Raw genomic sequence first — 23,417 nt, forward strand, 5'->3', positions numbered from 1 at the left:
GGCAGGAAGTGCGACTGGCCCGTTCTTTGGGTTTGATTCCTGGATTGCTTTATAAGGGGTCGTAACGTGATGAGCTTACTGAAAAATCATCGCCTGCAATCGTTGATGGGCGTTCTCTTTGCGGTTGTCTTTGTTGTTGGTTGCGGTGAGTCTGGTCCCAAAACCTTCGTCGTGGAAGGGACTGTGACGATCGATGGCAAGCCGCTTCCTGCTGGGACGGTCATGTTTATTCCTGAAGGAACAGGTCCATACGCCACAGGCAAGGTGGGAAAAGATGGAAAGTATCGCGCTGAAGTCGTTGAAGGTCGACATCAGATCGCGGTCAGTTCTGTTGACTATCCAGAAGGTCCAGAAGGCCCGGTTGTTCAGCTTGCTCCAAGTATGTACAGCAGTGAGCAGACTTCAGGTTTGTCCGCAGAAGTGAAGGCGGGCAATGACAACAAAGTAGACCTGGCGCTCGTGTCACCAAAGAAAGCAGGCAAGCGATAATTCCTGCTGAGACCGTGGTTGGCATGTGATCGCGGAATTCGATTTTCACAGGCGGCGGCTTCTTGAACGGAAGCATGCCGCCTGTTTCGTTTTCGGTGGCGATCAGATCTGATTCTGAGCGTCTTTGGCGGTCGAATCTGGAATGACCGCATCCGGGGGCGGGAAGAGATCCCAGACGCGATGTTTGGCGCAGGATGTGCTTATTTCAAACTCATCTTCACTTCAGAATGGCTGTTGTCCTGTCGCGGTCATGTGACAGGATGTCTCGAATTGGTCATTTCAAAGAGACATGCACAGCCCGATTTTCTTCGGAATGTGAATGGAGGAGTTGCTTTATGAATTCCAGACCTGAATACCGACCAATTACAGCCACGCAGGTTCTCGAGTTCTGGGATGACCTGACAGTTGAAGAAGCTGAGTGGGTTGATGGCGATGCGATGCGACTGATTGAAGCGCTGCAGACCAAGTTTGGAATCTCGTCAGACGAGGCTGCCATGCAGGTCTCCGTCTTTCTGGATAAGACGGAAACTCCCGATCAAAAGCGAGGCTGATCCGTCAGTTCGTAAGCGTGAATCAGCAGTAACTCCAGCCTCTGAAACGCCTTCAACAGCATCGGTCCTGTGAAGCCGAAGTGGTTTAGCGTGAGTGCTTGTCGCGGACAAACTGCAGTGGGTATTCGCTTGTCGGATCGGTCACTTTCAAGGTGATTTTACCGTCGAGTACATCAGCGAGGAGTTGTCCGCACACAGTTTCGCGCCAGCCGGTCATCAGTTTTGGCAACGGGCCTTGCTTGTTGTCAAAGATGTACCAGCGAATAAAGTCTTTGAGGTCTGCCGCAGTCGCGACGAGTGTCATTGACAGGCTCATTTCCTGACACTGGTTCGCCAGAGCCAACCCCAGAATTCGGGCGAGGACTTCATCCTGAGCGGGGTGTGACTGCCCACTCGGTTTCTGCGGCAGCTGATCGCTCGGCAATTCGCTTGCGGTTTTGATGATCTCAATGAGATGGTCGGCATACTGCTGATAGTCTCGGCGGTTCATGTCCCGCGTCATGTTCAGTTCGCGAACTGATTGTGGCTGACGGTGTGCCAGTTCAACCAGCAGATCGTCACGCAGGATGCGTCGCTGTGGGCGATTGAGTTGCTCGGCCTCGTGATTTCGCCATTGAAAGAGTGCGCGCGCAATCGCCATTTCCCGTCGAGACAATCTTCCGTAGCCGGGAAGTCTCAACCATCCTTCTCGATCTTCTTCTGCCAGAACACCATCAATGAACCGCTCGAATTCTGAGTAGGCCCAGTCGAGACGTCCGCATTCCTCCATCCAGGCTTTCTGAGTGTTCCAGACGCTTGGCAGGTGTTTGACGTCTTCAAGTGCGTAATCGAGTTGCTGTTTTGTCAGTGGGCGATGCTGCCAGTCTGTTCTGGTCTCTTTACCGTGCTGAATGGTCGTGTTCAGAACGCGAGTGATCAGGTTTGCGTGAGAAATCGGGAACCCGCGAGAACGCAAACCTTCAGCGATCTGGACGTCGACGAGTTTCTGTGGACGTTTGCCGGTCGCAAACTGGCAGAAGCGGATCTCTTCTCGTCCCCCGTGGACAATGACCGTTGTTTCCGCGTCGGTCATGATGTCCCACCAAGGGGTCAGGTCATCTGTGAGAAACGGGTCGATCCCGTAGCATGAGCCGTCCGGAAGCCCGAATTGAAGCAGACAGAGACGCGGCCGATAGTAACTTTCAGAAACGAATTCTGTGTCGAAAGCTACGGCTCCTGCTTCGCGAATCCGTTCGCACAGGTCAAGAAAGTCATTTTGGCGAGTGATAAGCGACACGGGGTTCAATCAGTGTATGGCTAAAATTCGATCGGAAACTTTTCTCATGACAGGGGGAATGTGAAACCGACGTCAGGCAGAATGGCCACGAAATCGAAACCATTTTCAGTGAAAATGGAGGTGTTGATATCGTGGACCCATTGCCGAACCGGCTTCGATCTCTCGCCCTGCGACTTCCGTAAAATCATGTGTTTAGAGTTGACACAGATTAGAAGACGCCACGAGGACTCGCAATCGCCGCGAACGATTTCCTCATCGGTTTGTGTCGTAAATCGGATCGGGTCACGCGAGTTCCACCGATGTCCCGGACTTACTTTGCAGAGTTGTACTCTCCCAGTTTATCGGGGGAAGGAAGATGCTCCTTCAGCACAAATTTCGGACGAGGATGAGAATTGACGTAGCTGGCGATGTCGAGGGATTCCTGTTCAGTCAGGGTGGTGTCGTCCAGTGGCATCGCGACTTTCAGCCATGCAGCCAGTTTCTTATCAACGGCGAGTCCGGCACCGGTGTTGTAGGAATTTTCTCCCCAGACTGGCGGGCCGTTCTCTGTCCCGTTCCCGGTTTCGCTATGGCAGTCAGCACAACGATTTGTGTAGAGCTCGCGTCCGCGGGCAACATCCCCGGTTGTGTCCGGAATCGTGAGTGACGGGATCGCCAGTGGGCCGACGGGGGCCTTCGGGTTCATCGAGATCTTTTCACCAGAAGACAGCCATGTAATGTAGGCGGTGACGGCGACGGAAACCTGACTTCCGTTAGGGGGACGAACGCCGTTCATGCTTCTCATGAAACAGTTCAGGACCCGATCTTCGAGGGTGATCGCGCGACCTTCCCGCTCTGACCAGGCAGGGTAGGCCGTCGCACTTTTAAGGAAGGATGCCGCCTTGGGGTCTGTTCCGGCTTTGAGGTGGCAGGAACTGCAAGTGAGTGCGTTTCCGACGTATGCCTTCGACATCGGATGAGTGTTCGTCTTCTCAACGATCTCTCTGCCAAGAGCGACGACCTTGCCGAGTTCTCCCGGAGGCAGCTCTGGTGGAACAGGGGAACTCGCTGGATTATCAGCTGCCAGCGCCCCGCAAATGATCGAGGAAGAAAGGAATGTGAAAAGTGTGAAATTGCGCCGGGCGGCTGTGAAGGATGTCAGTTTGCGCACGATCGCTCCTCTGTTCATTTCGCCTCTGGTCCTTTGATCTTTCCTGCGATGCAAGGGGGCTGTCCCAGGATGGCTGATCAGGGAGGAGGCAATTTTGGGTCAGGATTGTGACTGTTCGGTGTCGCCACGTCGTGGGCGTTGGTAGCGAGGTTGTCCGTGCCATCCCAGTTTGCGATGCAGTGTTCCGTAGAAGCTGAATCCAGTCAGGCGGACGAGCTCAAAACTGACGGGGGCAGCCCGAATGACGACCTCGTCGCCGGGTGAAAATGGAACCTTGATTTGCCCGTCGACAACCAGTGTGACCCCTTCTGGAGCGTCTTCGACGATCAGTCTGTACTCTGCATTCGCGCGGTCAATGATGGGGCGAATTGTCAGTGTGTGCGGGCAGATCGGGGTGATGACGAATGCTCGCAAATCCTGTCTGAGAATCGGCCCGCCAGCAGAGAGATTGTGGGCTGTAGACCCGACCGGCGTACTGATGATCAGTCCGTCACCGCTGAAGGTTGTGACCGATTCGTCATCGATCCAAAGGTCGATGTCGATCATGCTGAGCGAGGCACCGGAGAGGATCGCGACCTCGTTCAAGCCGAGGTAGCTTTCGATTTCTCCGTTCGCATGCTTGTGAAGGCACTCGAACATCAGGTGGGGCACGATACTGAAGTGGCGTGCCTGCAGGTCCGGGATCTTGTTGATGAAGTCGGTGGGGGTCAAATCTGCCAGGAACCCTAACCGGCCGAGGTTCACGCCGAGAATGGGGATCTGGTCTGGCCCGAAGTGACGGCAGGCACGGAGGATGGCTCCATCTCCTCCCAGAACGACAGCGATGTCCACATCTGCGGACGGGAGGGGGTCCAGATCGTCGATGTACACACCAGTGACCTGAATCCCAGGAACACCTCGCAGGCTTTGTTGCAACTCTCGCAACGGAACCTGAATGCGTTCATGTTGGTCTCGTGCAATCAGCGCCAGACGCAGAGGAGAGAGTGGCATGGCGTACTTTAGTTACCGGATGAAAGTTCACAGACGAGTCGACAGGTACTGTTATATCAGGACCTTAGTTCGATTAGAGCGCCTTTCGTCGCTTTTTGCCTGCTTCTCCTGATCTCGGAAGGCGTTCCGCACCCGTTGTCGACGGCACTTTGTGGAACTCGGGATCAAAATGCATCGTCGGCAGCAGAACTGGAAATCGCGACGTCGAGACGGAATCCCCCATTTGCCTGAAGTGGGAGGAATCGGTTACTCTTGATGCTGCATCGAGTGAAATGGACGGGGAAGGGCTGTTGTTCAGGCGTCCGGAAATAATTATTTCAGGATGCGGCTGGAAACGGATGAAATCTTCGATCCTTTTCAGTCGGACAGGGGTTTTATTTCAAACCGTATGTCGGCTCTCAGGTCAGCTCGGATCGAGGCGTTGTGGTTACGGGAGTCATTTCCACTACATCTGATTATCGACGCGATCCAGACGTGCAGTTGATGCTGCGGGTCAGGAACGAAGATCAGGGTGCGTTCACGCAACTGGTCGCAAAGTACCAGGATCGGCTCATCGGCATCTTTACGAACATGTTTCGGGATGCCGCGCTGGCCGAGGATCTTGCTCAGGAAGTTTTCCTGCGAATCTACCGATCGCGAAACAGCTACGAACCGACGGCTAAGTTTTCGACATGGCTGTTTCAGATCGCCAATAATCTGGCGAGTAATTCGAGACGCACTAAAGGTCGTAAAAGAGAAGTCCAGTTCGCACTCAATCCTGCCGATTCGCAACAGATGTCGGCAGGGGAACAGTTGCTGGCCGACAAGTCAGCGCTCATGCCGACTCGACAGGCGGATACCGAAGAACTTCGGGAGCGTGTCATGGATGCGTTAGACACTCTCAGTGAGCGTCAGCGAATGGCCATCCTTCTCCATAAGTTCGAGGAGATGTGCTATGCCGAGATTGGAGAGGTCATGGAGCTCTCTCCGCAAGCAGTGAAATCTCTCCTCTGCCGCGCACGCGATCACCTGAGAGGCGTGTTGGAAGGGTATGTGAAGTAGCGTCAAAAAGTGAGAACAGAGTTTGTACAGGAGATGCGATTGCATTTTCAGTAAAGGATCAGCTCAAGGCCGAGGTTTTTTGACGTGGCGAATTCGATATGGGGAAACTAACCCGATTAAGCACTGAAGATCGAGAAAATCTGGCCGCCTATCTTGATGGCGAACTGGATGAGAACTCGACGCGCCGTATCGAATCGGTTCTGACCAGTAGTGAAGTGGCCAGGAACGAAGTCGATGTGCTTGCGCAAACCTACGACATGCTTGATCTGCTGCCACGTCCCCGAGCGGCTGGGGACTTTACCGAAAAGACGCTGGCAACGGCGAAACTCACTGAGTATCGCAAGCCGTTGACGCAACATCAATGGTTTCGTTCTGCACGCAAAGGGGCGATTTTCGCAGGCTGGGGGCTGGCCCTGCTGACAGCCGGGGTGGTTGGTTATTCGCTCGCGTTCCGCTGGATTCCAAGACAGGACGATTTTCTGCTGCAGCAGCTTCCGTTAATTCAGAAGCTGGACGTCTATGTTGAAACCGGGAATATCGAATTCGTGAAAGAACTCTCGGCGCAGAAACAACTGCTGAAGGAACTGCAAGGGAGTCCTGTTAATGACCCCAAATAGAGTTCCAATGATTTTGGGCGGGCTGTTTCTCGGAGCGTTGGTGCTGTCACCATTTCTCGCTCAGGGAGATCCGCATGTGCTGCAAATTCAGCAGCACAATGCGTCCGTTATCTCCAAAATGTCCCAGACAGAACGAGAACGTCTGCTACGGAATTATTCTGATTACCAAGCGATGACGCCGCAGAAACGCGAGCAGATGCAACTGCTGCATCATCAGCTTGAACAGGATCGATTGCAGAGCAATGGCGAGCTTTCCAGAACGATCGAGATCTATAACGCCTGGTTGAAGACGTTGAATCCGCTTCAGCGCAATCAGCTCATGACGGCGTCATCTTCGCGCGAACGTCTCAACACGGTTCAGGAAGTTCTCAAACGACAACGTGAGGAAGCCGCTCGCAGGTCCATGCCTCCACTCGGTCCACCGGGTGATCGTCCATTCCTGATGGCAACCGGGATGGATTCTGCGACTCGGGGCAAGATCGTGGAAGCGCTGGAGAAGACCGCTGAACCGCGATTGTCAGCGCAGCAGAAAGAGGAATTGAATGGACTCAAAGGGCTCAAGAGAGAGCTGCGGTTGCTGCAGATTCTGAAGGAATTCGGCACCGGCGTGAGTCCTCAGCCATTGTTTGAGAATCCTCCTGCTGAGTTCGTGACAGTTGCAAATGAGATTGCGAACTATACATCGAATCCGCAATTGCTGGATTTCATTCAGAGTGCACCGCTTCCCCCTCCGCCTCAGGAGACTCCAGAATCTTCCTCGCGACGTGACGGTAAAGACAGTGGTCGTCGATTGGCATTTTCGCTGTTCCATTCTTATCGAATGGATCTCGATCAACAGCGTCATATGGCAGAAGAAGCTGAACGAAATACAGACTCGCGAAAGCTTGAAGAGTTCCTGGCAACGTTGCCAGTCGCCGAACAGAACGAACTTCTCAGTCTGGAAGCAACAGATTTTCAGACCGATTTGAAGGGGCTCTATCTGGACTCCAAGGTGCTCGCCAATTTGCCGACACGTGAACAGCTGAACGAACTATTTATTGGGTCTCGGGGAGCATTTTCTCGTCGTCGGTTCGGAAACGATCGCTTTGGGCCTGGAGGACGACCTCCTCGCCGTATGGATGGTCGAGATCCAATGGACGGACGGTTTGGGCCTCCTCCGGGAGGGCCAGGTGGACCTCCACCGGGACGACCGCTTGGGCCTGATTTTCAAGGACCAGATTCTCCGAGACCATTTGGCGGCCCACCTCCTCGGCCTCCGATGGAGAGAACGGATGGTCCTCAGGGAAGTCCACCAGTTGAAACCGGGAAGCCGTAAACGTCACGATGCATACACTCTCTATTGTCGGGCTGCAGAAGAATTACGAGACCGTCGCTGGTCCGCTTCACATTCTTCGTGATGTTGAGTTGCTGCTGGAATCAGGGCACTCAGCAGTCATTACCGGGCCGTCGGGATCTGGAAAGAGCACGTTGCTCTATATCCTTGGTCTGCTCGATCGGCCAACTGCCGGGCAGGTGCTGATTGACGGCGAGCAGCCGCATTCGCTCTCAACAGCGGCTCAGGCTGATTTTCGCAGTCGGAAGATCGGCTTCGTGTTTCAGGACCATCACCTGCTGCCACAGTGCACTGTGCTGGAGAATGTTTTGATTCCGACCCTGGCAGGAACTCAATCCAAATCAGACGCCGCGACTCGCGCAGTGACGTTGTTGAAGCGAGTTGGACTTGGTGAACGTCTCAATCATCGGTCAACGCAACTCTCCGGTGGGGAGCGGCAACGAGTGGCTGTTTGCCGTGCTTTGATTAATCAACCTGCCTTGCTGCTGGCGGATGAACCGACCGGAAATTTGGATCGCAGTTCTGCGGAAAACGTCGGATCGCTGCTGCTGGAAATCGCGAAAGAGCAGGGTTCAATTCTGGTTTGTGTGACGCATAGTCTGGAACTGGCGGCACGATTCGAACGACGTTACGAACTGAAAGATGGAAAACTGGTCTAAGCGGTGGGGCGAACTTGCGATCGCGCGGAGACCGTCGGGCGATTAACGACGTTCCCTTTTGATGGAATCCATCGCTGCGTTGAACGCCTGAATTCCTTCTTCTCCATGCGAATAGCTTAGCGAGATACGAAGCCGTGACGTCCCGTGAGGAACAGTGGGTGGACGAATGGCGGCGACCAGAATTTCGCGTTGTTCCAGAAGCGATGCGAGCCGCAGTGTTTCGTTCTCCTCTCCGATCAAGACCGGAATCACAGGACCTCGGGCTTCATCGGGAACATTCCAGCCTTGTTCATGCAGTGCGGTGATGATTCGTTGTGAGTTGACTGCCAGCCATTCACGCCGTTGAGGCTCTGCTTCAATGAGATCAAATGCAGCAATCGCGGCGGCGCAGATGGGGACGGGCAGGGCTGTCGAAAATACTTGAGGTCGCGCCGAGTTCCAAAGCCAGTCTGTCAGTGCTTCGCTTCCTGTGACAAATCCACCTTGGAGGCCAATGGCTTTGCTGAGCGTTCCGACCGGAATGACACGGTCTGAGATGACCTGTTGCGCCGAGAGTAATCCAGTTCCACGCTCTCCAAAGACGCCAGTGGCATGGGCTTCATCGACAATCAAAAGTGCGTCGAACTCTTCGGCGAGTGCTGCCATCTGCTTCAGCGGAGCATGATCGCCATCCATGCTGAATACGGAATCCGTCACCATGATGCGGCGTCGGTACCCGCTCTCGCGTTCGAGTTGCTTTCGATACGCCTCTGGATCGGCGTGTGCGATGACTTTGAATGTTGCTTTGGAAAGGCGACTGCCGTCGATCAGGCTGGCATGGTTCAGACGGTCGCAAAGAATGACGTCATCGCTGCTCGCCAACGCTGTGATTGTGCCGACGTTCGCTGCGTATCCCGTCGGAAAGAGAATCGCGGACTCAGCCTGTTTGAATCGGCAGATGCGTTCTTCGAGTCGTTCGTGCCAGATGGTGTGACCAGTGACAAGTGCACTGGCTCTCGCCCCGATCCCTGATTCGCGCATGGCGCTGATCGCCGCTTGAATCAGTCGAGGATCATCTGCAATCCCGAGGTAATCATTGGCCGCGAAGTTCCAGACCGTCTGTTGATTGAGCAGACACCGCCCGTTTGACAGTGGAGAGACTGTTCGCTTTCGTCGCCGAAGGCCACGCTCTTCCAATGCAGAGAGTTGTTCAATCAGGTCTGTCTGAAGTTGATTCACGATTCATCCTGCCACAAACAAGGTATCTCCACGACGGCCGTTCGGCGGATGACACTTCGAAGTGAACTGTACAAAAAGAAGCAGCTGGATTCCGCATTGCGAAACCCAGCTGCAACATTATTGATGAAATGACAGCCAAAAGCCGGCCGCATGTTGTTGATTCGAGACTGCAGTGAAGCCGCCTCGAATCAACCAGTCTTGTCTAGCTGCAACCCATGCTCTGCCCACAGTTGTGGCAGAGGTAACAGTTGCCGTTTCGAACCGTGATCGCCCCGCAGCTGTCGCATGCAGGAGCATCTGATTGGAAATGAGCGAACTGTTCTGAACGGGATGTCGGCTTGGACGCGAGTGACGGAGTCAGCTGGACATGGGAGTGTCCATTGCCGTTTCCGTTAGAATGACCATTGCCATTGGCTCCATTCTTGCTCCCGTCCTTAGACAGCCGATTCGCCGGTGCGTTGGTCGCTGATTCGCTGGATTTAGGAGCTGCCTTGGTTTCCGTCTTGGCAGTTTCCTTCTTCTCGGTAACCCCCTTCACTTCGTGTGAAGAGGGAACCTTAAAATTTTCGGATTTCTCCTCCGATGACTCTTCGCGTTTCGGCGTATTCGCTTCACGGAAGCCATCGATGAATTGAATTCCGAGCCAGCGGAAGATGTAGTCGACAACGCTCTTCGCAACTGGAATGTCTGGGTTGGTGGTCCATCCACTTGGCTCGAATCGTGCGTGACTGAACTTCTTCACCATCGCTTCCAGCGGGACACCGTACTGCAGTGCGAGTGATGTTTCGGTTCCGATGACGTCCATCAGACCGCCGATGGTTGACCCTTCTTTTGCCATGGTGATGAACAGTTCCCCTGGCTGACCGTCTTCAAACAGTCCGACAGTGAGATACCCTTCATGTCCCCCGACAGAGAACTTATGGGTCAGCGAGTGACGAGTGTCTGGCAGGCGACGACGGATCAGAGCGACGCTGTCTGAACCAGCAGCAGCAGCACCTGATTTGCGACCGCCTTCTTTCTTGGTGGCCAGTGGCTGGCTTTGCTTTGAACCATCGCGGTAAATCGCGAGGGCTTTCAGGCCCAGCTTCCAACCTTCCAGATAGGCCTTTTCGATGTCTTCGACTGTTGAGTCGGAAGGCATGTTGACCGTCTTGGAAATGGCACCTGAAAGGAACGGCTGAGCCGCTGCCATCATGCCGACGTGAGCACGCCAGTGAATCGAGCGTGATCCGTTCGCAGGCTTGAAGGCACAGTCGAAGACTGGCAGGTGTTCATCGCGCAGACCTGGTGCACCTTCGATTGTCTCGCGGTCTTCCAGATATTCGAGAATTGCCTTCACTTCGGCTTCATCGTATCCCAGCGTTTTCAGGGCATGAGGAACGGTGCGGTTGATGATCTTCAGCATCCCGCCACCGGCAAGCTGCTTGTACTTGATGAGTGCGATGTCCGGTTCAATCCCGGTGGTATCACAGTCCATCATGAAGGCAATCGTTCCGGTTGGGGCCAGCACGGTTGCCTGAGCATTGCGGAAGCCGTGGCGACGTCCGGTTTGAAGACACTCATTCCACACCTGACGGGCGGCATCTCGCAGATATCCTGGGCAGGCTGGATGAATCTTCTCAACCGCGTCCCGGTGCATCTGCATCACTTCGAGCATTGACTGTTCGTTCTCTCGGTAACCGGCGAAGGTTCCGATGTTCGAAGCAATCTTGCTACTGGTGACGTAGCCTTGTCCGTTCAGCAGAGCAGTGATCGCTCCGGCGATTCCGCGACCAGCATCGCTGTCGTAAGGAATCCCCATCGACATCAGCATGCTGCCGAGGTTGGCATACCCGAGTCCGAGCGGACGGAACAGGTGTGAATTCTCTGCGATCAGCGGCGTTGGGTAGCTCGCGTGATCAACCAGAATTTCCTGGGCTGTCAGGAAGATTGCACAGGCTTTGCGGAAGCGTTCAACATCGAACGTTCCGTCTTCACGCTGCATCTTCTTCAGGTTGATACTGGCCAGATTGCAGGCCGTGTCATCCAGGAACATGTATTCCGAGCACGGATTGCTGGCGTTGATCGGGCCTGACTCTTTACAGGTGTGCCAGGTATTGATGGTGGTGTCGTACTGAACACCTGGATCACCACACTGCCAGGTTCCCTGAGCGATGGCGCGCATCAGTTCTTTGGCTTTGAAGGTCGGGCCGTCCTTTGAAGGATCGGTCACCCAATGTGTGGTCCAGTCGGCGTCATTTTCCCATGCGGCCATGAATTCGTCTGAGAGACGAACCGACAGATTCGCATTCTGGAACATGATCGAGGAATAGGCTTCCCCGTTGAAGTTCGAATCGTATTCACCGCTGGCAATCAGGGTATGAGCTTTTTTCTCTTCCCGTGTTTTGCACTGGATGAAATCCATGACGTCTGGATGCCAGTCTTTGATGGACTGCATCTTTGCTGCACGACGAGTCTTACCGCCGGATTTCACAACAGCAGCGATCTGGTCGTACACTCGCATGAAGGAGAGTGGGCCAGATGGAGTTCCACCGCCAGACAGTTTTTCGCGTGAACTGCGGATTGTGGAGAGGTCGGTTCCTGTTCCTGAACCGAATTTGAAGAGCATGGCTTCTGAGGTCGCCAGGCGCATGATGTCTTCCATCGTGTCGCCGACTGACTGAATGAAGCAGGCACTCGCTTGCGGATATTCGTATGGCGTTTCTGGACGCTCAACGACTTTGGTGCGAGGGTTGAAGTGGTAATTCCCTTGCGATCCGGTGACACCGTACTGGTGAAAGAGTCCAACGTTGAACCAGACAGGTGAATTGAACGAGCCGTGCTGGTTCAAACACAACCAGGCGAGTTCGCTGTAGAAGTTTTCTGCATCTTCAGTTGATGCGAAATAGCCGTCTTGCAGGCCCCAGTCTGCAATGGTGCGTGCGACGCGATAGACCACTTGGCGAATGCTGTATTCGCGTTCGTCTGTGTTCGGCTCACCATAGAAATATTTGGAAACGACGACGTTTGTTGCGAGTGGTGACCACTGGGTCGGGATTTCGCAGTTTGTCTGCTCGAACAGGACTTTTCCGTTCTCGTCCTTGATCTGGGCAACGCGTTCTTCCCATTCAACGGTATCGAATGGATCAACACCGGCTGGGCAGAAATATGGGGAAACCGTCAGTGGAGTTCCAGTTGGGGCTCCGGCTGATGATTGAGACAAGGTCATTCCTTTTGCAGTGTGCTTCATGCACCTCTCCTCGTTTCTTAATTTGTCAGCACGAACAAACGTGTCGTTGCTTATGGATGACTGACGGATGTCTGAGATATGTGTTCAGAGAAACGAAACCAAAATCAGTCAATCGCTTGGGGGAACGTGAAACTTAAATCCTGTTCCGGCGGAGTGACTGAATAAAATCCGAAAACGAAACAAATCGCACGCGACTCGCTGTCTGCCACTTCTCAAACAGGGGACTGATTCGCGCAATGTCCGCGCAGCAGCAAACACAAATATCAGGTGTGTTTATCACCGCTTTGCAAGGTACGGATGCGCAAAAAGCCTGCCCGAATGAGCAAAATTGCCAAGAATGAGTTCACCGGGGTTCGCACTAATTCTTGTGCGAGCTGATCGGTGAACCGCTAGATATTGTACGAGTTGTGTTTCGGAATGTAAACGGAGAATTGCGTCTGTCAATAGGGAACCGCATCCATAAATCTTGTGATGAGGGGCTTCGTCGGCGAAACCCTGTGACTTGACCAGAGTTAACGACTTTCAGAATTTTGTCTTCCCGAACACGACGCCGATTTACGTGATTCGCTCTGGGTTTTTCTTGATCGGTTTGGTCTTGGTGTATTGTTTTTAAGTCTATATTTCGTTGTTTGTTACGTCTTTGTTGTTGTGTTGGGGTTGAGTGGTTGCCCCATCGTGATGGTTGGATTCGATGCTTCTGCTGGCTCTGCACTGCCGTTCAGCCAGGTGCATCATGCTCGTTCTGACCGGGGAACATATTGGAGTGTTTTGAACTACTATATGTTGTGGCTTGTTGAGAGGGATGCGTGGTGCTGGCAAGTTGAATGAGCTGAGTTGCGCACGAGGGGCTTATAGGCTTCTAATTTGAGCCCTGAGAAGGCTTCCATTGTGGGAGGTGCGCGTTGAAATGACGTCGGGGTGCGGCGCAGCAGGAGAGGCGGCACCCTCCAGGGCACGAATCGTCAGCATTGGTCGGAGTGGTCGGTTACGACTGGGACTCTTCTACGTCGTCTTTTCGAAACGGAACTTCGAAGACTGTCGTGACGCCGTGTCCTTTAGGGGAATACCCTTTGCGAATCTGAACGCGCCACAGCAGGTTCTCGCCGAGGTTGTCAAAACCTTCGTCAGAAGACGCGAGATACGTAACGTAAGACTCTCCGGGGCCCAATTCCTTACCGAGAAATTGATCCTTCATGTCCCAGTCACTGCCAGCAGGCAGATAATAAAGTTGCATGCCGGGAGCAGACTTACTTTTGGCGCCAACGTTTGTGATGTATTGGTTCGTGAAATCCCAGGATTGTCGAGCCTTGGGAACCCAGCGCAGAACGAGACGTCGATCCAACGGGGCGATGGTCTGATCTGTTGAGACGTTGGTCAGTTTTAACCAGAGTTTCCAGATCGGGGCTGTTGCGTCTCGAGTCTTCTTTGCATCGCCGGAATAGTGGACGAATGTAGCGGGTTCGTGGGTGATCTTGATCGGTTCTACCAGAATATTCCCGAATCGACGCTCGACTCCGAAAGACAAGGTGTGTCCCTGCGGGAGCTTCATATCCGTTGGGACATAGGTCAGGTTCTCGGCCTTTTCAGCGGGAATATCCGGCAGGCTTTCTAACTGGTGTGGCCGGAACGTCAGTGTCAGGTCGCGGACCAGCAGGAGCAGGAACCCAATGGTGATGGCGCTTGCGTAGCTCGCAAGAATGATGAGGAGCTTGCTGGTCTTCGGAGCCGATTCCTCCCTTTGCGGGTTCGTCTTGGACGGCTTTGAGCTGGGGCGCTGCGAACCTGATTCCGTACTGCTGCTGCCGAACATCGATGGCGATGCCGGTTTCGACGTCGCGGCACCTGCGGCCGCTCCGATGAGTGCTCCGGCGTTTGTGCCAAAAGCAAGATCCGACAGCCCTGATTCGATGGGAGCGATTGCTCGCGTGATCTCTGTTCCGCTGTGTTCTGTTTCGCGTTCGAGGTGTTCGACCTGAACAGAATCATCATCGGATTGGTTGATTGAGCCCAGCGAATTCTCGAACGATGGGACGGCGTCCACAACTTCTGGCTGGTCTGCTGAACCGGATGACTCGTTGTCACTCGAGTCGTCGGTCGGCGTTTCCGGAATCAATTTCGAGATGACGAACGTATTCGATTCAATGAAGTTTTCTTCACTGACTTCGTCTTTGTTCGGAGAAGTGTCGTCAGGCAACAATGCGTTTTCAGGGGACTCTGACGAATCAGACTCTGAAGACTCCGCAGGTTGATCAACACTGTCTAGTGTTTCAGGATTGCCCGGTGCTTCAATGCTGTCTGCTGATTCGCTGGCGACCTCGCCTGGAATCTCTTCACTGGCGGCCACGTCGTCAGTTGCCGGGAGGTCCGAAATTTGATTCTTGTCGACCGGATCAGGCGTCGATTGAGAGGGATTGTCCTCGACTGGCAGATTTTCCGCAGCAGGAGATGAGAGAGCGTCTTTGTCCACTGGGTCAGGTTCTTGACCAGCGTTAGGCGACGGTGCTGCTGGTTCGTTGGGAGAGCCTGGGGACTTGTCCGACCCGCGATTCATCCAACTGAAATCAGGAAAAGACTCTTTGCCACTCATTCTGAACAGCTCCGGACCAGAAGAGGTCGTTCAAGATTTAGTCGACGAACGGCTTAGTTGCATCTGGTTAATTGCATTTTGGAAATCACGTCACGAAACAGGTTCGTGTACTCCGTCGGTCGGGATTGCTCGTGCTGGGAAATCCAGGGAAGGGGGCCAAAGACCGAATTCCTGGTCATCTCTGAGAGCAAAGCGGCATTTGAAGTCGCCGATTCATCATGCTGGGATTCTGTGCTGTTCACAATGATCCCGGAAACAGAAAGTTGTGAGTTTTCTACAGATTCAATTGTTAAAAGTGTGTGATTGACCATTCCAAGCTTATTCGCTGCAACGATTAAAACCGGAAAGCCGAGATCAATTGCGAGATTCGCGCCAGTTTCTTTTTTTGCGATGGGAGAGAGCCATCCGCCGACCCCTTCAACGAGCAGGACGTCGACATGATTGTTCCAGGACTGGATTCCCCGTCGCAGCAGGTCGGAGTTGACGGTGCGGCCTTCCAGTTTTGCGGCTTCGGGAGGGGCCAACGGTGCACAAAAGCGCTGTGGGCAAATCCATTCCTGTGCCGTTCCTGGCGGAAGAACCCCTGCGATTCGTTCGAGATCGTCCCAGTAGAGCTCGTTTTCTGCGTCTCGTCGGGCTCCTGAGCAGACAGGTTTGTAGATCCCGACAGTGTACCCCAGCGATTGCAATTCGACTGCCAGGTGGCACGTCACATGCGTTTTGCCGACGTCTGTGTCTGTTCCAGTGATGAAAATGCCGGTCATCGCCATTGTGTACTTGTGCTAACGCGAGTGGAAATTTGGACGGAACTGGTTGGAGCCAATCACTCTATCGTGATCATGCTGGTGTCAACTGGTCAAGCGGGTGGAGATTGGCAACAGAATCGAAGTCGAGCTAAAGTGGTCTCGGAAAAACGAGGATATACATACAGTGACTTTGTCGACTCGTTGTCGGAGAGAAGACGGAATCTTCCCGGCGAGGTGCGCAGGGTGTTGATGCCGGATTGAGCAGTCGGGAATGTCTGGCAGAAAATCGGGGGTCTCCTGTTCGTTATTGCTGATCCCGATTAGAGTTCTGCAGACGGCCGTTCAGTTCTGCTTGCTGGAATGAACGGCAGTATGCCATCCATTACGAAATATCACGTTCACTAAAATTTTGAATGTAGGCCATCCATGCCGATTGACTGGCAACCGCTATTGAAAATCATTGACTCGCACGAGCGGTTCGTCATTTCCAGTCATGTTCGTCCAGATGCGGATGCCATCGGCTCAGAGATCGGGCTCGCCAGTTTTCTCCGTCAGCGCGGAAAACAGGTGCGGATTGTGAATCCATCTCTGACACCAAATCATTTGAAGTTCCTTGACCCAGTGGGGGAGATTCAAAAGATCGGCGAAGGGATTTCCAGCGAAGCTGTCTGCGATACTGATGTGCATATCATTGTTGACACCAGCGCCTGGGCTCAGCTTCTGGAAGTGGGTGAGGTCCTTCGAAAGACGCAAGCGGTCAAAGTTATCGTTGACCACCATCTGAGCTCCGATGATCTGGGAGCCGCTGAGTTTAAGGATGTCTCTGCTGCCGCTGCCGGCGTTTTGATTGTGGAACTGATCGAAGCTGGAGGAGGGACGTTTCTGCCTGAACAGGCGAAAGCTTTATACGCGGCCATCGCGACGGACACTGGCTGGTTCCGATTCCCCAACACCGACGTTCGCACAATGGCAACAGCCATGCGATTGATTGAGCGTGGGGTCGAGCCGCATCTGGTTTATCGTGAACTCTATGAACGGTCTTCTCTCGCGAGACTGAAGCTCCACTCGGCAATTCTCAATCGAGTGACCTTGGCGTGTGAAGGACGACTGGCGTATACGTCAGCAACACGACAGGACTTCATTGATACTGGGGCTCATCCTGCCGACACTGAGGACCTCGTGAACATCTGTCTGACGATTGAAGGTGTTCAGGCGGCGTTTATTCTGGTCGAACAACCCGACGGAAAAGCAAAGGGAAGTCTGCGCAGCCGGTCAGATCTGAGTGTCGCCGCAATCGCCGAGCAATTCGGTGGGGGTGGACATCGTCTGGCTGCTGGAACCATGCTCCCCGGCCCGCTCCCTGAAGCGTTGGAGAAGTTGCGGTCCGCATTTGAAACAGCGTTTCAAGTAGTGCCCCGATAGATCGTGCGGCGCGAGCTGGACACTTTGTTTCCACTCAGGTGATTGCGATAAGTCGTCATCGCGCCCCCCTATTTTTCAGGGGAAGTTTTCGCTACTAGCAGAATTCTGCGGTGAAATTCGGGAAACTGGGAACATCGCGATAGAATTGTTGTCGAGTTCAATAACCGATTACAATGAATGCTGGTTCGTTTCCGAGTTCACAGGCTGATGTGCTGTGTTGCGTGGGTAACGTGGCGACAGGCCATTGTCGTTCTGTGAAGTAGGAATCGAAGTGAGTATCGTAGCCCCGCCACGTTCCCGCCCTGAATCTGTTTGATGATGATGGATTCCTGTTGTCGTTGCGTGATCGTTTAGCGATTGCCAACCAAGGGAGTCTAAAAGAGTCATCGCTTTCGGACTGGTTTCGGTCTTCCCGTGATAGAGCCCGCCGTATTGAAAGGTGATCCGATGTCAACGATCGTTCCTGGCTCTTCGTCTGAACAGCAAGTGCCCCCTTGTCAGGAGCAGCAGCCTCATCGTCGCGGCTTCCTGAAAAAAGCGGTTGCGATTATGACTGCCGCTGCAACCGCTGCGATTCCGTTGATGATCGGGATGACTTACTTCCTGACTCCACTCTGGAAACGGAAGCAGGACTCTGCAGGTGGAGACGGATTCCGATTTGTCGGGAAGGTCGGCGGTTTGACTCCTGGTGGTCACCCACAACTCTTTCAGGTGATGGGGGTGAAGCAGGATGCCTGGACAACATATCCCGGGACATCGCTCGGTTCTGTCTTCGTTCGAATGAAAGAAGATGGCTCACTGCTGTGCTTCAATGCACGCTGCACACACCTCGGCTGTACGGTCGGTTATCAATCCAACCGTAATGAGTTCTATTGTCCGTGCCATACAGCATCATTCAGTCTGGACGGCGAGCGCACTAATCAGGTGCCTCCTCGCAATCTGGATGATCTGAAAGCAGAAATTCGTAACAAAGACGAGATCTGGGTCCATTTTCAGGACTACCGTGGCGGAACGGCGGAAAAGATTCCAATCTGATGCAGCCAGTGCTCTCGGTTTGAGAGACGCTTGTTGGACAAATTATGTTCCGAAACGCCACCAGATACCACTGGTGGCGTTTTTTGTTTTCAGAGCATCCAAGTTGGTGGAACCAATTATGTCTTAACATGATGCAGTCGCAGGTTCCTGGATTCTCATTCGAGAAATTCAGAAGTTCGACTAGCGGACTTGTCTGCGATCGTCACTTATTATGTTATTGAAAATGAATGGTGCTTTCGTCGCTGAGTTGCATATTGAAAACCAATGTCGACGCTTCATCTGGTGGGAGAGAGAACCATTGTTTCTCTGTTGCCTGTGTCGCGTTTGCAGCGTTCTTTGAGGAGTGAAGCATGCTCTTTATTAACGGTGAATGGTTGCTGGGTGGGGGATCTCAATTCCATTCATATAATCCAGCGAATGCAGAAGTTCTGTGGACAGGAAACGCTGCAACGACATGCGACGTAGATAAGGCAGTTCAAGCTGCGAGGCAGTCATGGCCGGCATGGCGACGCACTCCCTTGTCGACACGTGTCGAGATCATGGAACGATTTCGACTGCTGCTTCAGGAGAGACAGGAATCGCTCGCGAGTCTGATCAGTCAGGAAGTCGGAAAGCCTCTTTGGGATGCAGCGACCGAAGTTCAGGGGATGATCGGAAAGATTGGCCTGACGATCCATGCATTAGAGAACCGTCGTAGCCCGACTGAGTCGGCGATCCCAGGGGGAATGGTCCGTACGATGTACGTACCATTGGGAGTCGTCGCTGTGTATGGCCCGTTTAATTTTCCAGGGCACATTCCCAATGGGCAGATTGCCCCAGCGTTATTGGCCGGGAACACAGTTGTTTTTAAGCCAAGTGAATATACGCCGCGAGTTGCTGAAGAGATTGTTCGACTGTGGGAAAAAGCCGGAGTTCCTGCCGGCGTGTTGAACCTTGTTCATGGTGCTTTGGGGACTGGCCAGGATCTCATCAATCATGATGAGATCGATGCCGTCTTTTTCACGGGAAGCTATCAGACAGGTGTTGCACTTCAGAAAGCTCTGGTTGAACGTCCTGAAGTTCTGCTTGCCCTGGAACTGGGAGGGAATAACCCGTTGGTTGTCCATCAGGTGTCCGATCTGGATGCTGCTGTCTACTGGACGATTCAGTCTGCTTATCTGACGTCTGGTCAACGCTGTACCTGTGCCCGCAGGTTGATTGTCACCGAAGGGAACGAGGCGTTTCTGGAGAAACTTTCTGCCGCTGTTTCCCAGTTAAAGATTGGACGTCCTGACGACAATCCGCAGCCTTATCTCGGCCCGTTGATTCATGCCGGAGCAGTGAAAGCCGTGCTGGACGAACAGGCGAAACTGGTGAAAGGCGGGGCGAAGATTATCGTGGAATCAGGGGCTCACGAATTGGGACCGACGTATGTGACCCCTGGGTTGATCGACGTGACAGAATGCTCAACGATCAGTGATCATGAAGTCTTTGGGCCGCTGTTGCAGGTGATTAGAACGACAGGCTTACAGACAGCTCTGGAAATTGCTGATCAGACACAATTTGGGCTTGTGGCAGCAATTTTCACCGATGAGAGAGAGCATTTCGAACAGTTCACTGATGTCGTTCGGACTGGCCTGTTAAACTGGAATCGCCCGACGACGGGAGCAGGTGGTCAATTGCCGTTTGGCGGAAGTCGCAAAAGTGGCAATCATCGACCAGCGGGCTATTTCATGATCGACGCCTGTAACGATCCAGTGGCGATCATGGAAAGTGCCCAACTGAGCTTGCCTGAAACATTGAGCCCGGGAATCTTTTCACAGTGAGTGTTTTTGAAGTCAACTTTGATGGTCTTGTCGGCCCGACGCATCACTATGGTGGGTTGTCGACTGGAAATCTGGCATCGCAGAAACATCGTTTGACCGTTTCGCATCCTCGCAGTGCTGCACTGCAAGGACTCGCGAAGATGAAACGTATGATGGATCTGGGATTGAAGCAGGCGGTGTTGCCTCCTCATCCTCGCCCGCATTTCGACTATCTGCGACACAATGGAATGACCGGAACCGATGCCGAGATGATCGCACAGACGGTCAAGGTTCGTCCGGATCTGCTATCGATCGTCTATAGCTCAGCAGCAATGTGGGCGGCCAATGCGGCAACAGTTTCGCCCAGTTTTGATACCGCTGACGGGCGGGTTCATATCACTCCTGCGAATCTGATTTGTACGAAGCACCGGTCACTCGAATCGGATTACACGACGCAAGTCCTGCGTTCGATTTTCAGAGACACTCGTTCCTTCGTTGTTTCAGATCCGTTGCCACGGCACCGTTTGCTGGCTGACGAAGGGGCTGCGAATCAGATTCGCATTTGCTCAGAGCATGGGAAGCCCGGGGTCGAGCTGTTTGTGTACGGGCGAGATGCCGAAAATAGCAGTGCCCCGTCTCCCAGAAAATACGCGGCTCGGCAGACACTCCAGGCGAGCGAACGTGTCGCCGCGTTGCATATGTTGCCTCGTTCACGACAACTTTTTCTGCAACAGAATCCAGCAGCCATTGATGCGGGCGTCTTTCATAACGACGTGATCGCCGTTGGGAATGAGCATGTCTTGCTCTGTCATGATCAGGCGTTTGTGAATCAACGTGCAAGCCTTCAGCGTGTGCGTGCGGCGCTCGATTGCGAACAGATCATCGAAGTCTCTTACAACGAACTTCCGTTGGCGGATGCAGTCAGCAGCTATTTGTTCAACAGTCAACTGGTGACATTGCCAGCATCCGCAGAGGGAGAAGCAAAGAAGCGGTCGATGCTTTTGCTGGCCCCGATCGAGAGCGAAGAACATCCTCGTGCACGCGCGGTCATTGAGCGAATCCTCGCCGAAGAGAACCCGATTCAGCAGGTCGAGTTCGTTGATATCCGCGAAAGCATGAAGAACGGTGGCGGCCCAGCGTGTCTGCGATTGAGAGTTGTCCTGAGTGAAGTGGAATTCTCACGGCTGCACGGCAACATCATCCTGACGCCGGAGTTGTACCTTCAATTATGCGATTGGGTGACACGGCATTATCGCGAAGAACTCACGATCGCTGACCTGGCCGATCCTCTCCTGATTGTCGAAGTCAGCACTGCTCTGGATGAACTTTCCGGAATCCTGGTGATCTGACAGTGGCATCGAACTAAGTGCCATTGAAGAGCAATCCAGCAAAAGTATGCCGTCAAAAGCACTTGATTGCTTCGCGAGACATGATGAAGCAAAGAAGCCGCACATTTGTATGTGCGGCTTCTTTTTATTCATTCAGATGCTCAACTGTTCTGATGACTCAGTCGGTTGAAACTCAGTGAATCGAGTTATGTCGCCGTTGGGGGTTGGTGGGCGCGTCGCATGACACTGTGTCGAATGCCATAGCCGAAGTAGATCAGAATTCCGATGCCCAGCCACCCTGCCAGTCGAATCCATGTATCCAGCGGCAGGAAGAACATCAGGGTAACATTCACCAGAATCCCAAGTGGGGCAATGATGAAGACCCCTGGACACTTGAATGGGCGATGCGCATCTGGTCGGGTGATTCGCAGGATCAGTACTGAACTGCAGACCATCACGAAGGCCATCAATGTTCCAATGCTGACCATTTCTTCCAGCAACTGGATGGGCAGAAAACCTGCTGCCAAGGCAATGCCGACACCGGTCAGAATTGTCGAGCGGTGCGGGGTTCGGTACTTCGGATGAACTGTGGCAAAGAGATTTCTTGGAAGCAGCCCGTCGCGAGCCATGGCGAGGAAGACTCGCGATTGACTCAGGAACTGCACCAGCATGACGCTTGTGAGTCCTGCGAGAGCTCCCACGGCAATGAATGCGGCCAATGAGTTCAGCAGCCAGCTGTCCTCATTCACCGCCTGACGACGGAAGGCCTCGGCAACCGCTGCTTTCGTGTCGATCTGGTGATAGGGTTCCATGCCACAGAGGACACCAGAGACAAGAATATAGAGCAGGGTGCAGACCAGGAGTGAACTGAGGATTGCGATTGGAACGTTTCGTTGTGGATTCACCGCTTCTTCTGCATGCGTCGAAATCGAATCGAATCCGATATACGCAAAGAAGACGAGGGCGGCTCCGACCATGATTCCAGAGAACCCGTACGGCATGAATGGGCTGCGGATTGCATCGTCAATTGGTTCCAGTGACGAGCGAATTCCCAGCACGCCGAGCATTCCCCATTTTTTGAGAGAGTTTGGCAGGGACTCCAGGTGAGCGACTTCCGCTTTCGTCATTCCTTCTGCAATCTCAGGGTGTTTCTTCAGTAAGTCGGCACCGCTTGTCTGGCTGTTGTAGTCGCCTTCAGGAACCATCGACGCGATCTCTGGACGTCGTTTCAGATAGTCAACGAGGTCAACGTCTTTGCGATTTTCAACAGGAACTGAGGTCCAGTTTGTGTAGTTGACGTACCCGACTCCCAGAGCGATGACCATCAGCACCACGGCGAGTTTCACAATCACCAGAAAGGTGTTTGTGAATACGCTTTCACGGATCCCACGTACGAGCACGACCGTGATTAAAGACATGATCAAGATGGCAGGAATGTTGCCATACGCTTGAATGACATGGTCCCCCACGACGACAGGAGTGAAGGGGTCCGACGTCAAATGTGGCGGGATCTCGACTCCGAAGACCGTCAATAACGCCACATTGAGATAATGTGTCCAGTGGGACGCGACGACCCCGCAAGCCATCGAGTATTCAAGGATCAGATCCCAGCCAATGATCCAGGCGCAAATCTCGCCCAGCGTGGCATAGGTGTACGTGTAAGCACTGCCTGCAACTGGCGCGAGTGATGCGAATTCTGCGTAGCACATTGCCGCGAAAATACAGGCGATCCCCGCGAGTGCAAAGGAGAGGACGACCGCTGGCCCTGCGTCATTCGCAGCGACTCGACCGGTCATCGCGAAAATCCCGGCCCCGATGATCGCCCCGACTCCCAGAGATGTCAGGGAGATCGGCCCCAAAATACGATGTAAGCGATTCTCGGACTTCATCTCGGAATCGAGCATCTCCAGCGACTTACGTTCGAAGAGGTGCTTCCAACTCATTTATTCGTCCTGCTGTTGA

General features: G+C 53.4%; 18 protein-coding genes. 10 read left to right on the top strand and 8 right to left on the bottom strand.

Annotated elements, in window-relative coordinates:
- Window positions 1-69: 69 nt before the first annotated feature.
- Both SH527x_RS18275 and SH527x_RS18280 read left to right on the top strand, forming a co-directional pair.
- Window positions 70-489 (top strand): hypothetical protein, encoded by a 420-nt coding sequence (locus SH527x_RS18275; RefSeq protein ID WP_437192119.1) that lies wholly within the window; start codon window positions 70-72, stop codon window positions 487-489.
- 335 nt (window positions 490-824) lie between these two features.
- Window positions 825-1,040, top strand: coding sequence for a hypothetical protein (locus SH527x_RS18280; protein WP_437192120.1), 216 nt, complete (start codon window positions 825-827; stop codon window positions 1,038-1,040).
- An 85-nt stretch (window positions 1,041-1,125) separates the two neighbouring features.
- Here the strand turns inward: SH527x_RS18280 and SH527x_RS18285 are convergent, their stop codons facing one another.
- The 3 genes from SH527x_RS18285 to SH527x_RS18295 form a co-directional block, all read right to left on the bottom strand.
- Window positions 1,126-2,316 (bottom strand): ribonuclease D, encoded by a 1,191-nt coding sequence (locus SH527x_RS18285; RefSeq protein ID WP_437192121.1) that lies wholly within the window; start codon window positions 2,314-2,316, stop codon window positions 1,126-1,128.
- Between the two features lie 310 nt (window positions 2,317-2,626).
- The gene (locus SH527x_RS18290; protein ID WP_437192122.1) at window positions 2,627-3,466 is read right to left on the bottom strand and encodes a c-type cytochrome; all 840 of its coding nucleotides are present in this window, start codon (window positions 3,464-3,466) and stop codon (window positions 2,627-2,629) included.
- Between the two features lie 99 nt (window positions 3,467-3,565).
- Window positions 3,566-4,456, bottom strand: coding sequence for an NAD(+)/NADH kinase (locus SH527x_RS18295; protein WP_437192123.1), 891 nt, complete (start codon window positions 4,454-4,456; stop codon window positions 3,566-3,568).
- A gap of 483 nt (window positions 4,457-4,939) precedes the next feature.
- Here SH527x_RS18295 and SH527x_RS18300 point away from each other — a divergent pair, with 483 nt between their 5' ends.
- From SH527x_RS18300 to SH527x_RS18315, 4 genes are all read left to right on the top strand, one after another.
- The gene (locus tag SH527x_RS18300) at window positions 4,940-5,497 is read left to right on the top strand and encodes an RNA polymerase sigma factor (RefSeq protein WP_437192124.1); all 558 of its coding nucleotides are present in this window, start codon (window positions 4,940-4,942) and stop codon (window positions 5,495-5,497) included.
- Window positions 5,498-5,595: 98 nt separating this feature from the next.
- On the top strand, window positions 5,596-6,114 hold the full coding sequence (locus SH527x_RS18305) for an anti-sigma factor family protein (RefSeq protein ID WP_437192125.1): 519 nt from the start codon (window positions 5,596-5,598) through the stop codon (window positions 6,112-6,114).
- The gene (locus SH527x_RS18310) at window positions 6,101-7,429 is read left to right on the top strand and encodes a hypothetical protein (protein WP_437192126.1); all 1,329 of its coding nucleotides are present in this window, start codon (window positions 6,101-6,103) and stop codon (window positions 7,427-7,429) included. Before SH527x_RS18305 ends, SH527x_RS18310 begins: the two co-directional genes overlap by 14 nt.
- Window positions 7,430-7,437: 8 nt before the next feature.
- Complete coding sequence (locus SH527x_RS18315) at window positions 7,438-8,106, top strand: ABC transporter ATP-binding protein (RefSeq protein WP_437192127.1); 669 nt, start codon at window positions 7,438-7,440, stop codon at window positions 8,104-8,106.
- A gap of 42 nt (window positions 8,107-8,148) precedes the next feature.
- On the opposite strand, the gene SH527x_RS18320 is transcribed toward SH527x_RS18315, so the two are convergent.
- The 4 genes from SH527x_RS18320 to bioD all read right to left on the bottom strand — a co-directional run bounded on the left by SH527x_RS18320 (window position 8,149) and on the right by bioD (window position 15,910).
- Entirely contained in the window at window positions 8,149-9,324 is a 1,176-nt protein-coding gene (locus SH527x_RS18320) for an aminotransferase class I/II-fold pyridoxal phosphate-dependent enzyme (protein ID WP_437192128.1), read from the bottom strand.
- 202 nt (window positions 9,325-9,526) lie between these two features.
- A complete protein-coding gene (locus SH527x_RS18325; protein WP_437192129.1) occupies window positions 9,527-12,553 on the bottom strand; it encodes a vitamin B12-dependent ribonucleotide reductase in 3,027 nt (1,008 codons plus the stop codon).
- 985 nt (window positions 12,554-13,538) lie between these two features.
- The gene (locus tag SH527x_RS18330; RefSeq protein WP_437192130.1) at window positions 13,539-15,140 is read right to left on the bottom strand and encodes a hypothetical protein; all 1,602 of its coding nucleotides are present in this window, start codon (window positions 15,138-15,140) and stop codon (window positions 13,539-13,541) included.
- A 53-nt stretch (window positions 15,141-15,193) separates the two neighbouring features.
- The gene (gene bioD, locus SH527x_RS18335; RefSeq protein ID WP_437192131.1) at window positions 15,194-15,910 is read right to left on the bottom strand and encodes a dethiobiotin synthase; all 717 of its coding nucleotides are present in this window, start codon (window positions 15,908-15,910) and stop codon (window positions 15,194-15,196) included.
- A gap of 402 nt (window positions 15,911-16,312) precedes the next feature.
- Between bioD and SH527x_RS18340 the strand changes: the two genes are divergently transcribed.
- The 4 genes from SH527x_RS18340 (at window position 16,313) to astB (ending at window position 21,476) form a co-directional block, all read left to right on the top strand.
- On the top strand, window positions 16,313-17,308 hold the full coding sequence (locus SH527x_RS18340) for a DHH family phosphoesterase (RefSeq protein ID WP_437192133.1): 996 nt from the start codon (window positions 16,313-16,315) through the stop codon (window positions 17,306-17,308).
- Window positions 17,309-17,755: 447 nt separating this feature from the next.
- Complete coding sequence (locus tag SH527x_RS18345) at window positions 17,756-18,343, top strand: ubiquinol-cytochrome c reductase iron-sulfur subunit (protein WP_437192134.1); 588 nt, start codon at window positions 17,756-17,758, stop codon at window positions 18,341-18,343.
- Window positions 18,344-18,693: 350 nt separating this feature from the next.
- The gene (gene astD / locus SH527x_RS18350; RefSeq protein ID WP_437192135.1) at window positions 18,694-20,148 is read left to right on the top strand and encodes a succinylglutamate-semialdehyde dehydrogenase; all 1,455 of its coding nucleotides are present in this window, start codon (window positions 18,694-18,696) and stop codon (window positions 20,146-20,148) included.
- Window positions 20,145-21,476 (top strand): N-succinylarginine dihydrolase, encoded by a 1,332-nt coding sequence (gene astB / locus SH527x_RS18355; RefSeq protein WP_437192136.1) that lies wholly within the window; start codon window positions 20,145-20,147, stop codon window positions 21,474-21,476. The genes astD and astB overlap by 4 nt, the downstream gene beginning before the upstream one ends.
- Before the next feature lie 185 nt (window positions 21,477-21,661).
- Here astB and SH527x_RS18360 read toward each other — a convergent pair whose 3' ends face one another.
- Window positions 21,662-23,398: an amino acid permease gene (locus SH527x_RS18360; RefSeq protein WP_437192137.1), complete on the bottom strand. Its 1,737-nt coding sequence runs from the start codon at window positions 23,396-23,398 to the stop codon at window positions 21,662-21,664.
- Window positions 23,399-23,417: the final 19 nt, after the last annotated feature.

Origin of the sequence: Planctomicrobium limosum, assembly GCF_051465645.1 — a bacterium.
Lineage (GTDB): Bacteria > Planctomycetota > Planctomycetia > Planctomycetales > Planctomycetaceae > Planctomicrobium.